Below are 11,701 nucleotides of genomic sequence, written 5' to 3'. Positions count from 1 at the left end.
AGTGCCGCCTGCTCGGTCGACCTGGTCTGGACCGCGGAGGTGTAGTCGACGGAAAAGCCGACCGCGGTGATCAGCGGTATCATGGCGAGAACAAGTATCGGTGCGAACGAGCCGCTCCGCGACTCGATAAAACTGCCTGCAAGCCCCCGCATGCCTTCGTCCTTACATCAGATATTTCCCTCCGCTAACATGCCGATCACAAATTATGCTCTAACGCGTGTGGTTAAAATTTATCGATTTTTCGAGGAATCCGGAGGAAAAGGCGACAAGCGCCCGCACCGCTTGCCCCGGCAGCCGCCTGCTCTGCTTTCGCGGCAGCGGCCGTACGGCTTGCCGGGCAGCGGGCCGCGCTACATGTGCGGCGGCAGCCTGCCGCTTGCTCGGGCAAGCCACCCCTGCTAAACGCGCGCCATGAGCACGCCCCTCGACCACATCCGCAATTTCTCCATCGTCGCGCATATCGACCATGGCAAATCCACGCTTGCCGACCGGCTGATCCAGCTGACCGGCGGACTGGAGCTGCGCGACATGAAGGAGCAGGTGCTGGACTCGATGGACATCGAGCGCGAGCGCGGCATCACCATCAAGGCGCAGACGGTGCGGCTGAAGTACCGCGCCAACAATGGCGAGGACTATATCCTCAACCTGATCGACACGCCCGGACACGTCGACTTCGCCTATGAAGTGTCGCGTTCGCTGGCCGCCTGCGAGGGTTCGCTGCTGGTGGTCGATGCCTCCCAGGGCGTCGAGGCGCAGACGCTGGCCAATGTCTACCAGGCGATCGACAACAACCACGAGATCGTCGTGGTGCTGAACAAGGTCGACCTGCCGGCCGCCGAGCCCGAGCGCATCCGCGAGCAGGTCGAGGAGGTGATCGGCATCGACGCTTCCAACGCCGTGCTGATCTCGGCCAAGACCGGTCTGGGCATTCCCGACGTGCTGGAAGCCATCGTCCACCAATTGCCGCCGCCGCGCGAAGGCGACGCGGCCGCGCCCTTGAAGGCGATGCTGGTCGACAGCTGGTACGACGCCTATCTCGGCGTCATCGTGCTGGTGCGCGTCATCGACGGCGTGCTGAAAAAAGGCCAGACCATCCGCATGATGGGCACCGGCGCCAAGCATCTGGTCGAGCGCACCGGCGTGTTCACGCCGGCCCGCATCAATGTCGACGAGCTCGGCCCCGGCGAATTCGGCTTCTTCACCGGCTCGATCAAGGAAGTGGCCGACACCCGCGTCGGCGACACCATCACCGAGGACAAGCGCACCACGGCCAAGGCGCTGCCCGGCTTCAAGCCGGCGCAGCCGGTGGTGTTCTGCGGCCTGTTCCCGGTCGACGCCGCCGATTTCGAGGATCTGCGCGCCGCGGTCGGCAAATTGCGCCTCAACGACGCCAGCTTCTCCTTTGAAATGGAAACCAGCGCGGCACTCGGCTTCGGCTATCGCTGCGGCTTCCTTGGCCTCTTACATCTGGAAATCATCCAGGAGCGGCTGGAGCGCGAGTTCAACCTCGACCTGATCGCCACGGCACCCAGCGTCGTCTACCGGCTGGCTCTGACCGACGGCTCGATGAAGGAACTGCACAACCCGGCCGACATGCCCGACGTGGTGAAGATCTCGGCGATCGAGGAGCCGTGGATCCGCGCCACGATCCTGACCCCCGACGACTATCTCGGCGGCATATTGAAGCTCTGCCAGGACCGGCGCGGCATCCAGGCCGACCTGTCCTATGTCGGCAAGCGCGCCATGCTGATCTACGATCTGCCGCTCAACGAAGTCGTCTTCGATTTCTACGACCGGCTGAAGTCGATCTCCAAGGGCTACGCTTCGTTCGACTATCACCTCACCGACTACAAGGAGGGCGACCTCGTCAAGATGTCGATCCTGGTCAATGAAGAGCCGGTGGACGCGCTTTCCATGCTGGTGCACCGCACGGCGGCGGAAAAGCGCGGCCGGCAGATGTGCGAGAAGCTGAAGGAGCTGATCCCGAACCATCTGTTCAAGATCCCGATCCAGGCCGCCATCGGCGGCAAGGTCATCGCCCGCGAAACCATCTCGGCGCTGCGCAAGGACGTCACCGCCAAATGCTACGGCGGCGACGTCTCGCGCAAACGCAAGCTGCTGGACAAGCAGAAAGAAGGCAAGAAGCGGATGCGCCAGTTTGGGAAGGTCGATATCCCGCAGGAGGCGTTTATCCAGGCCTTGAAGATGGGCGATTGAGCGGGTTCGGCCTTTGGCCGAACGTATCGACCGGGTGGGTTCCCAGCTAACTAAGAGTGATCGCTCTCAGTCCTACCTTTGCCACTTCGAGATAGCATCTCTGTAAGCATCCCGTGTTGCCCCTTCACTAGCTGCGAGATATCCTTCTCAATTCTTTCAATTAAGAGTCGATCCTCTCTGCGAATCTCCTCTATCTTTGAGACAATCTCATCAAGATCAATCGCCAAAGAATTCCTTGACGGGTCGCTCTCGACGGATTGCATGTCGGCAGCATTTTCAAGTGTCGCGGCCACCCAGGCACTAATCTTCATTCCCTTTCGCTTGGCTGCTGCTCGAGCCTTGTCAACTACAGATGCATCCAAATTCTTGATCGTCCATTGCCGCAGTTCCTGGGAGGCGCTTCCGTCGCGCGCACCTTCGGCACCGCTTGCGCTTTGACCGAGCGCTGCAGTCTCCTGATAAGTCATAGCGAACTCCTCAACGTTCCCCGAAGTACCCCTTCGGGGGTCCCAATAAGGGACTTCAATCATATCCCAACGGATTTACTTGCTGGTTCATGATCAGGAATTAGGGTTAACACGCTATTAAACAACCCCTAAAAAGGGATAGCTGGCATGCGCGCGTGAAGGAGCCCCTTGTCATTTCCGTTCCCTGAGAATAAGTACCCATTTGTTCCTCCCTTGAATGAGGTACCAAGCGTCGTTTCCCTTGCCTGGGGGTACCCCAAATCACTCATGGATGATAGCGAGGCTATTAAACCCTAATTTTAGTGCGCCGCAACAGGAATTTTTTTCTCTCTGCACTTGTTGTTGGGGTACTTTTGGGTTACCCATCGACCTCATTTCCTCTTTTTGGGGAGCCGACATGGCAAGAACAGTTGCGGAATGGCAGATTACGGTCGATCGAGTGTTCGCCCGGTTCAAGGAGAATTATTTGAGCGTTTTGACGCTTGCCCCTTCTGATGCCAGGGCGGCTGTCGCGAAACTGAATGATATAAAAAAGGTGATGGTGTCGAGCGATCTCGGCAAGGCAGCATTTCGCCTCGATCGAAAAACTGCGACTCTTGAGCTGAGCTTGGCTGGGCTGAATCTCATCTGGGAAGCTGGGGAATCCAGAGATTTTCGTGACCTTGACATTGAAGATTTCTGCGAGACTGCGGTATCAATTTACCTGTTCCACGAAATGCAACACGTAGCACAGAGGATGGTGGATTTTGCCGATGTCCAGACGTTGAAGCAGACGGCTGGCCCTCACAAGCTGGGCGAACTCGATGTGATTGCCGATGCCGTCGCGGCGCAGATTTTCGCGACTCTGTATGCAGCAGATTTCGGCAATGATCGCAGGATCTATGCGTCTGCTTTTTTTAATGCGCTGCGGTTCATGATCGAATTTTGTTTCCCTGCCTTTGGCTTCCCTTTGGGAAAGAAGCACAAGGTCCAACGAGCCTTGGGAGTCGTCTTGATGGCTGTTCTCACAGAGCGAGCCATTCGGAATGGCGAGTGGGACGCGGAGTTTGATGCACCGCTTTATCCTGCTTTTTCGAAAAACTTCACTAAAATGGCCCTGCTCTCGTATGCCGGGAGCCCTTCTATTTCGATAGTGCAGTTTACCAAGTCCCTTAAAACAGGCTCCGTGAAAGAGATGCTCGAGTTGATTGACAGCGATCACATCGACAAGATTCTGGACCGCGCCCGGGAGTTGGTCTGAACTGCAGGCGAATTTACTGGCGCGCACACATGCATCTCTTTTGAGATCCAGCGTCTGCTGCCAGTCGGTTTCGAACAACTCGGCGGTTGGAATTTTATCGAGGTCGGTCCCCGCTTTCCGATTCACTCCATCCGCCATGTCTGTCCCGCCGAGATTCAAAACAGTACTGCCGGAAGACTCTTCCGGCACTGGGGCCGTCCATCGGTGCTGCGATCTTTAGCTGAAGGGGGCTGGCCATCAGCGCGCCGGGCAGGAAGGTGTTTGTACTGATAGGTTGGTGGCGCTCGGCCGTGTCGGCTTTGAGCTGTTCATGGTGCGGCGCCCAAGCGTATCGTACACCCAGCTTGGGGAGACACATCACATGCGCACCACATCAGACACCATCGCCTCTCTCGGCCTCGCCATCGGCGGCGCCTTCGGCCTTGCCGGCACCTTCGTCGCCAGCGCTCCGCTGCGCGAAACGCTCTGGACGATCGACGGCGCGGCGCTCGTGGTCGCCACCGCGCTGCTGACGATGAAATACCAGCGGCTGGGCAATGACTGCGTCGCTGCCGGGTTCCTGACCTTCCTGGCCGGAGAGACCCTGCTGATGGCGGGCAATGCGGCGGGGCTTGAGGCCAGCGTGCCTTCCTATGTCGGCGGCATCACGCTGTGGGCAGCAGCACTGGTCATGGTCAGCATGCCCAGGACATTTGCCCTGTGGATGCGGCTCACCGCGCTCGTGGCCGCCGTGCTGTTTGTCGTCTCGGCTTGCATGATCCTCTGGCGCGCGCCCTTGCTGCCGACCTCCGCGCCGTTGCCCGCCGCCGGCTATCCTTTCCTGGTGCTGACCTTTGTTGACTGGATCTGGACGCTGCTGAGGGCGGAGCGGTGAGCTTTTGTCCGCTTCCGTACCAAACGTCCGGCCTGGTTGATCGGGCATCAGCGGGGCGGTAGAAATTCCGGGCGGCGGACCTAGGTTCGCCAATGGCCGGCGCGGGCTCAGGCAACTGCCTCACCGGCATTCGCGCCGGCCATTTTCCACCCGCAGATGATCGCAGCGATCCACCGGCCAGCGCCGCACTTGAAGGAGCGCCGACGCTTCTTGCCTTCCCCCCCTTGTGGGGGAAGGTGGATCGGTGCGCAGCGCCGAGACGGATGAGGGGTGCGTGACGGAGTGAGGCGGTGAAGGTTCTGCTCTGGTTCAGATTCGTTTACTGTTGGCGTCTCGCCAAGCTGGAACACCCCTCATCCGTCTTGCCGCTTCGCGACAATCCACCTTCTCCCACAAGGGGAGAAGGTAAAGCGAACGTTGGCGCTTCAAGACTCAATCCACACCTTCTCGAAATGCTGTTCCAGCGCCTGGTGCTGTTCGCAGCCTTCGACGCCTTTGCGGTACGTCCGGTAGACCGAGCGCCAGTAGGGTTGGATGATGATGCCTGAATCGCGCAAATTCTGCTCGATCTTGGCCATGATCTCCTTGCGCGCCTTGGCGTCCGGCGTCGCCAGCGCCTTGTCGAGCAGCGTGTCGAATTCGGGATTGGCGTAGGCGCTCTCGTTCCAGGCGGCGCCGGATTTGTAGGCGAGCGCCAGCACCTGGACGCCGAGCGGGCGGCCGAGCCATTCGGTGCAGGAGAAGGGGTATTTGCTCCAGTCGTTCCAGAAAGTGGCGGCGGGCAGCACGGTGCGCTTGATCTTCAGGCCGGCGTCGCGCATCTGCGCGCCGATGGCGTCGCCGGTGCTCTTTTGCCATTCGACATCGACGGAGATGAGCTCGAATTCGTGGTCGGCCTTGCCGGCCTCGACAAGCAGCTTCTTCGACTGGTCGACGTCACGCTTGGCCGGGCCGATATCGGCATATTCGGGATGCATGGGGCCGACATGGTGGTTGTCGGCGGGCTTGCCGCGGCCGCCGAGGCCGAGCGCCAGTACGGCGGAATTGTCGACGGCGAGTTGGGCGGCGCGGCGCACTTTGACGTCGTCATAGGGCGCGTTGGCGACATTGAAGCGGGCGACGATGGTGGAGCCGGTGGCGATCTCGGAGTTCATCAGCCCCATCGTCTCGGTCTGCGAGACGGCGTCGGAAGCGGTTTCGTGGTCGGTGTCGATCTCGCCGGATTCGAAGGCCGACAGCATGGCGTTGGGGTCGGAGCCGTAGTCGACCCATTTGATGCCGTCGAGATGGAATTCGCCCTTCCACCAGGGCTTATCCCTGCGCTTCACCTCCGCACCCGTCTCGGCATCCCAGCTGACCAGCTCGCAGGGGCCGGTGGTGATGGCGAGCGCCTTCAGGGGATCGCCGTCGCCCTCATAGGAGCGGTGCATGATCAGCGCCGGATAGTCGGCCATGCCGGCGATCAGCGAGATGTCGGGCTTCGGCAGATTGAGCTTGATGGTGAAGTCGTCGACCTTGGCGATGCCGCCATCGACGACCTTCTTGGTGTCGGCATTGACCAGCGCGCCCATGCGCGCGGCGACCGAATTGCCCGGCACCGAGGCATCGCACCAGCGGGTGAGGTTGTGAATGACATCATCGGCGTTGAAGGCATCGCCATTCGACCAGGATATGCCCTTGCGCACATGCAGGGTCAGCGTCCTGGCGTCGTCGCTCGCCTCCCAGCTTTCGAGCAGCCAGGGCTCGAAGGAGAAGTCGGTGTTCCAGCGCACCAGATATTCGTTGCAGTGGCGGGCGACATTCGACATCTCCACGCCGTCGAAGGTGCGCGGGTCCTTGAAGCCCTTGACGTTCATGGCGACGCGCAGGACGCCGCCCTTCTTCGGTTCTGCCGCGCGGGCAGGGGTGGGGGCGAGCCCGCCCAGCGCAAACGCGCCGGCGGCACTGACACCGAGGCCGGCCATCAGCACCAGATATTCGCGGCGGTTGATGCCGCCGGTCCTGAAATCATCGGCGACGGATTTGGCTTGCGGGTGGAGTTTGCGGTCGGTCAGCATGAATTTCATCGTCGTTCCCCTGTTGTTGATGCATGCCGCCCAAAAGTGCCCAGCGGTTTTGGGACAACGGCATGCACAGAAAAATCGCCCCGGCCGATCGACAGACGCGGGGGCGGACGCGACCGCCGGGGCGCCGTTGCCTGAGCGGGAATGATAGAGCGGGGTGACGCTAGGGAGTGTTCGGTTTTCCGCAGTGATTGTGCGGGGTTCCGCAGGGGGAGTCGGCAGTGCGCTTATGCTTTGCAGCCGCGCTGCGAGGAGATGCGCCAACGGCGCGGCGCCAATCTCCCTCCTTGAGGGGGAGATGGCCGGCAGGCCAGAGGGGGTCGGCACGACGGGACGCGACCTCCTACTTTAAAAAAGATGATGCTAGCGCTCTACGCGCGACGACCCCCTCTGTCGCCTTCGGCGACATCTCCCCTTCAAGGGGGGAGATTAGCGTTCCACCGTCGGCCACTCACCTCGGCCCAGCGCAGCAACCGCGCCGACAATCCGCGCAAACGCTTCCGCCGCGGCCGGCACCGTCGTTCGGGCGCGCAGGAAGCTGTGCACCAGCCTCGGTTCCTCGTGCCACCGGGCCTTGCCGCCGGCGGCCACAATGCGGTCGCGGTAGGTCTCGCCATCCGACGACAGCGGGTCGCATTGCGCCGTGACGATCACCGTTGGCGGCAGGCCGGAGAAATCGGTGTCGCGCAGCGGTGAGAAGGTCGGGTCGTCGGGCGATTGCCGCCTGGCCGAGCGGACGTCGCGGTAGAAGGCGATGTCGGCCACGGATAGCAGCGGCGCCTCGGCGTGTTCGACATAGGAACCGGCGGTCTCGTCGCCGCCGAGTTCGGGATAGATCAGCACTTGCCCGACCGCAGCTCTGATATGGCGGCGCGTCGCCTGCGCCACGGCGGCGGCGAGATTGCCGCCAGCGCTTTCGCCACACAGGACCAGCGGCAGGTCTGACGTCGCTGCCGCCCATTCGAAGGCGGCCACCGCATCGTCGAAGGCGGCGGGGTGGACGTGTTCCGGCGCCAGGCGGTAGTCGACCGACAGCACGTCGAAACCGGTGCCGGCGCAGAGCTCGGCGCAGATGTCGTCATGGCTTTCCAGCCCGCCGAGGATGAAGCCGCCGCCGTGGTAGTAGATCACCATCGCCTTCGCGGCACTACCGGCAAGCTGGTAACGGCGGACCGGGATGTCGCGGCCGGCGGCGATCAGGCCGTCGCTGGCCTTGACGCCTGCTGGGCGGCCCTGGTGGAAGGCCCGGCTCATCCTGTCATAGACGGCGCGCTGCTTGTCGATCGGCAGGCCGATGATTTCGGGCGGATACCAGGCGTTGACCGCGTCGATATAGGCCCACAGGGCCGGGTCGAGCCGTGTTTCGTAGGGGCCGCGGCTCATAGATCGGCGTAGAGCGCGGCCGCGTTGTCGAAGCTGAAGCGCAGCGGCACCGAGCCCTCGACCTGCCAGGCGGTGACGGTCTCGCCCGCCAGCAGCCGGCAGGCGCCGTCGGTGTCGGTGACGGCGCCGCCATAGAGCCGGTTGGCGAGGTTGAGGATGCCGGTCTGGTGCATGGCCGCGCTGCCGCTGCCGCAGGCATCCTTGACCAAAAGCACGCGGAAGCCCTTCGCCACCGCATCCTTGACGGAAGCGTCGATGCAGGCCTCGGTCCAGACGCCCGATATGACCAGCCATTCGATGCCTGAAGACTTGATGTCGCGGGCCGCCGGGCCGGTGCGGAAGGCGCTGGCCTCGGCCTTGACCAGCAGCGCCTCGCCGTTGATCGGTGCCACCTCACGGCAGATCTCGGTCAGCGGATCGCTCTTGTCGGAGAAAGCCGACTTGCCGTCTTCACCGACCGGATGAAACGGCCGGTCCTGCTTGTCGAGATCGACGATGTAGGCCCAGTGGTAGAGCGGCACATGGTTTTGCCGCGCCGCCGCCTGCAGGCGCTGGACATTGGCGAGGATGCTGCTGAAGCCCTCGACCAGATAGCGGGGGTCCTGCCGGTGCTCTTCCTGCAGGTCGATGAAGATCGCGGCCACCGTGCCGGGCTTGATGGAGATGGGGGTTTTCATGCCGATGCGCCTTGGTTGTGGGCGGGCGACACCGCTCTGTTTAGCGAGCTGGCGCAAGCAGCGGTGATTGGCCGGCGCCTCCCCACCTTCGGCATCCACGGGCGGAGCAGGAGCGAAGCTCCGTCGCGGAGACCCGAGGATCCATGCCGTGATGTTGATCGAATGGTGCAGCGGTGCAGAACTTGTACCGTTGCGGTGCATAGAGGTCGCGGCATGGATCCCTTGGGCTGCAAAGCAGCTCCAGGGGTCTGCGCCGCGTCGCTGCGCTCCTTGCTCCGCCCTAGGATGACGAAGCGATGGAAGGCTGCGACAGCAGCGAAGGCTCGCGATCCGGCGCCGGTGTACGAAACCGCCCTCAAACCTGCGTCTCCAGAAACTCGTCCTCATAGGGAAAGCGCGAAAGCAGCTCCGTGCCCGTCTCGGTGATCAGGATCTCGTCCTCCAGCTTGACGCCCTCGCGGCCGCCTTTCTCGCCGATATAGCTTTCCACGCTCACCACCATGCCTGGCACGATATGGCCGTCACGGCCATAGGTCTCGTAATCCATGGCATGCGCGATGAACGGCGTTTCGCCATGCATGCCGACGCCGTGCATTACCGAGGTGTAGCGCTGGTCGACGAAACGGTCCGGGATTTTCCACGCCTTCTCGGCAATCTCGCGGAACGCCATGCCGGGTTTGACGATCGAAATGTTGTGCTGAACCTGGTCGTGCGCCATGCGGTAGAGCGACTTCTGGTAGGGCGTCGGCTTGCCCGGCCCGCAGCGGAAGGTGCGCGAGAAATCCGAATAATAGCCGTAGCAGCCGATCGTGTCGGTATCGAGCGCCAAGAGTTCGCCGGGCCGGATCTTGCGGCCGCTGGCCTCGTTGAACCACGGATTGGTACGCTGGCCCGATGTCAGCAGCCGCGTCTCGATGAACTCGCCGCCCTGGCGGATGACCTCGCCATACATGATGGCGAACAGGTCGTTTTCGGAGACGCCGGGCTTGATCGCCTCGCGTACCGCATAGACGGCGGCCTCGGCGCCGGCCATCGACACCTGCAGGCATTTGACTTCCTCGGGCGTCTTGACCGCGCGCACCGCCAGGATCTCGCCCTGGCAATCGCGAACCTCGCAGCCGCGCTTTTCGAGCGCCAGCGCCTGCAGATGGCTGCAGCGGTCGAGGCCGAGCTTCATCGAGCCGCCGCCATGCTGCTTCAGAAGCTCGGCGATCTCGTCGGCGAAGGGCCCGGCGGTCTCGTCGTCGCGGCCGGAGACCGACGACCAGACCAGCTTGGAAGGACGCGCCTCGTCGATCGTGTCGAGCACCATCGAGACATGATAGCTCTGCGGATATTCGAACAGCACGATCGGCCCTTCGGTCGGGATGAAGAAATAGCGGGTCGAGTTGCGCAGGAAATAGCCGAACATGTTGCGCGAACCGGTGGCGTAGCGCTGGTTGTAGGGATCGAACAACACGACGCCGCCATAGCCGGCCTCGCGCATCCAGCCGCGCAGCTTGGCCAGCCGGCCCTTGCGCAGCGCATCGGCATCGATGAAGGACGGCTCGGTGTCCGACAGCCACATGCCGCCGGCCGGATCGGCCGCGGCCGGGTGGCGCATGCGGTCCTTGAAGTCCACGTCCTCAGTGCTGTCGGGGTCGAAAACGACGATGCTCATGGGGGTACGGCCTTGGCTGGGTTGCGAGGTCGGAGCATGGCGCAGGCGGGGCGTGGGTATTGTGCGGGAAACCGCAGGTGTTGTGCGGGATGCCGCTGGCTAATCGGTTACGTCGCGATCCTTCGCGCCCCCCTCTGCCCTGCCGGGCATCTCCCCCTCAAGGGGGGAGATTGGCAGTTTCGATGCCGCCGTTCTTTTCTTCAACATCTGAGATTAGCGAAAGCAGAGATGCAGTCCGAGCTCCCCCCTTGAGGGGGAGATGTCCGGCAGGACAGAGGGGGGCGCTGTCCCGCCAACGTCTCACCCGTCAGCAAGCGCCCTAATGCCGTCTCGCCAATCTCGGCGGATGCCCATGCTCCTCGCGAAACGCCCGCGCAAAACTCGACATCGATGCAAACCCACACGCCAGCGCCACGTCGCGCACGGCGAGCGTCGAGTGTGCCAGGAGGTCGGCGGCGCGTTTCAGCCGCAGCCGGCGGTAGTAGCCGTTGGGCGAGATAGCGAGTTCGGAGCGGAAGCTGCGTTCGAGCTTGTCGGAGGAGACGCCGAGCTTTGCGGTCAGCTCGGCCATGCCGAGCCGCTCTTCCACCGCGTCCTCCATGATGGCGATGGCCGACAGCACCAGTTCGTTGCGGACGCCGGTGCGCAGCCGCAGCGGCATCATCTTGCGGTCGATGCTGGAACGCAGCTGGCTGTGCACGAACCATTCGGCGACACCTGCGGCAAGCTCGGCGCCGTAGTCGCGGGTGATGATCTCCAGCATCATGTCGAGGCTGCCGACGCCGCCGGCCGAGGTGAAGCGCTTGCGGTCGATGACGTAGAGGTCGCGCCTGAGCTCGATGTTGGGAAAAGCTTCGGTGAAGGCGGCCTGGCTGGTCCAGTGCAAGGTGCAGGCATGGCCGTCGAGCAGGCCGGCCCGCGCCAGGAAGAAAGCCGCGTCCGCCACCGCGCCGATATGGGCGCCATTGCGCAGGCTCTTGCGGATCCAGCTTGCCGCGTCCTCGGCGACGAGGTGGTCGGCATCGCCGCCCGAGCAGACGACGATGCGGTCGACCTTCGGCGCGTCCTCGGCGTAAAAACCCGGCTGGATGACGACGCCGTTCGAGGCCTCGACCTGTCT

Annotated in this window: 10 protein-coding genes; 3 read left to right on the top strand and 7 right to left on the bottom strand. The window is 62.8% G+C overall.

What is annotated here, in order from left to right:
• On the bottom strand, nucleotides 1-152 hold a 152-nt coding region (locus tag EN964_RS10990), incomplete at its 3' end, for a TadE/TadG family type IV pilus assembly protein (RefSeq protein ID WP_245490644.1).
• Nucleotides 153-411: 259 nt separating this feature from the next.
• Between EN964_RS10990 and lepA the strand changes: the two genes are divergently transcribed.
• Complete coding sequence (gene lepA / locus EN964_RS10985) at nucleotides 412-2,217, top strand: translation elongation factor 4 (RefSeq protein ID WP_127268672.1); 1,806 nt, start codon at nucleotides 412-414, stop codon at nucleotides 2,215-2,217.
• 50 nt (nucleotides 2,218-2,267) lie between these two features.
• Here lepA and EN964_RS10980 read toward each other — a convergent pair whose 3' ends face one another.
• Nucleotides 2,268-2,684 (bottom strand): hypothetical protein, encoded by a 417-nt coding sequence (locus EN964_RS10980; protein WP_127268673.1) that lies wholly within the window; start codon nucleotides 2,682-2,684, stop codon nucleotides 2,268-2,270.
• A gap of 397 nt (nucleotides 2,685-3,081) precedes the next feature.
• On the opposite strand from EN964_RS10980, the gene EN964_RS10975 reads away from it, so the two are divergent.
• Together EN964_RS10975 and EN964_RS37640 are read left to right on the top strand one after the other, a co-directional pair.
• Nucleotides 3,082-3,924 carry a hypothetical protein gene (locus tag EN964_RS10975; RefSeq protein WP_127268674.1) on the top strand — a complete coding sequence of 281 codons (843 nt, stop codon included), beginning with the start codon at nucleotides 3,082-3,084 and terminating at the stop codon, nucleotides 3,922-3,924.
• 361 nt (nucleotides 3,925-4,285) lie between these two features.
• On the top strand, nucleotides 4,286-4,798 hold the full coding sequence (locus tag EN964_RS37640; protein ID WP_164748708.1) for a hypothetical protein: 513 nt from the start codon (nucleotides 4,286-4,288) through the stop codon (nucleotides 4,796-4,798).
• A gap of 425 nt (nucleotides 4,799-5,223) precedes the next feature.
• Here EN964_RS37640 and EN964_RS10960 read toward each other — a convergent pair whose 3' ends face one another.
• The 5 genes from EN964_RS10960 to EN964_RS10935 all read right to left on the bottom strand — a co-directional run.
• The gene (locus EN964_RS10960) at nucleotides 5,224-6,864 is read right to left on the bottom strand and encodes an ABC transporter substrate-binding protein (RefSeq protein WP_127269729.1); all 1,641 of its coding nucleotides are present in this window, start codon (nucleotides 6,862-6,864) and stop codon (nucleotides 5,224-5,226) included.
• Between the two features lie 426 nt (nucleotides 6,865-7,290).
• Nucleotides 7,291-8,244 (bottom strand): alpha/beta hydrolase, encoded by a 954-nt coding sequence (locus tag EN964_RS10955; RefSeq protein ID WP_127269727.1) that lies wholly within the window; start codon nucleotides 8,242-8,244, stop codon nucleotides 7,291-7,293.
• Nucleotides 8,241-8,921 (bottom strand): isochorismatase family protein, encoded by a 681-nt coding sequence (locus tag EN964_RS10950; protein ID WP_127269725.1) that lies wholly within the window; start codon nucleotides 8,919-8,921, stop codon nucleotides 8,241-8,243. The genes EN964_RS10955 and EN964_RS10950 overlap by 4 nt, the downstream gene beginning before the upstream one ends.
• Before the next feature lie 355 nt (nucleotides 8,922-9,276).
• Nucleotides 9,277-10,581, bottom strand: coding sequence for a Xaa-Pro peptidase family protein (locus tag EN964_RS10945; protein ID WP_127269723.1), 1,305 nt, complete (start codon nucleotides 10,579-10,581; stop codon nucleotides 9,277-9,279).
• A gap of 319 nt (nucleotides 10,582-10,900) precedes the next feature.
• On the bottom strand, nucleotides 10,901-11,701 hold an 801-nt coding region (locus EN964_RS10935), incomplete at its 5' end, for a GlxA family transcriptional regulator (protein WP_164775779.1).

It is taken from the genome of Mesorhizobium sp. M7A.F.Ca.CA.001.10.2.1, assembly GCF_003998575.1.
Taxonomy (GTDB): domain Bacteria; phylum Pseudomonadota; class Alphaproteobacteria; order Rhizobiales; family Rhizobiaceae; genus Mesorhizobium.
The sequence above is the reverse complement of the archived record's forward strand: the minus strand, read 5'-3'. Positions and strand labels throughout refer to the sequence as shown.

Bases quoted from the DNA above. Each gene is read 5' to 3' on its own strand.
- lepA (WP_127268672.1), top strand. From the start codon at position 412: ATGAGCACGCCCCTCGACCACATCCGCAATTTCTCCATCGTCGCGCAT.
- EN964_RS10980 (WP_127268673.1), bottom strand. From the start codon at position 2,684: ATGACTTATCAGGAGACTGCAGCGCTCGGTCAAAGCGCAAGCGGTGCC.
- EN964_RS10975 (WP_127268674.1), top strand. From the start codon at position 3,082: ATGGCAAGAACAGTTGCGGAATGGCAGATTACGGTCGATCGAGTGTTC.
- EN964_RS37640 (WP_164748708.1), top strand. From the start codon at position 4,286: ATGCGCACCACATCAGACACCATCGCCTCTCTCGGCCTCGCCATCGGC.
- EN964_RS10960 (WP_127269729.1), bottom strand. From the start codon at position 6,864: ATGAAATTCATGCTGACCGACCGCAAACTCCACCCGCAAGCCAAATCC.
- EN964_RS10955 (WP_127269727.1), bottom strand. From the start codon at position 8,244: ATGAGCCGCGGCCCCTACGAAACACGGCTCGACCCGGCCCTGTGGGCC.
- EN964_RS10950 (WP_127269725.1), bottom strand. From the start codon at position 8,921: ATGAAAACCCCCATCTCCATCAAGCCCGGCACGGTGGCCGCGATCTTC.
- EN964_RS10945 (WP_127269723.1), bottom strand. From the start codon at position 10,581: ATGAGCATCGTCGTTTTCGACCCCGACAGCACTGAGGACGTGGACTTC.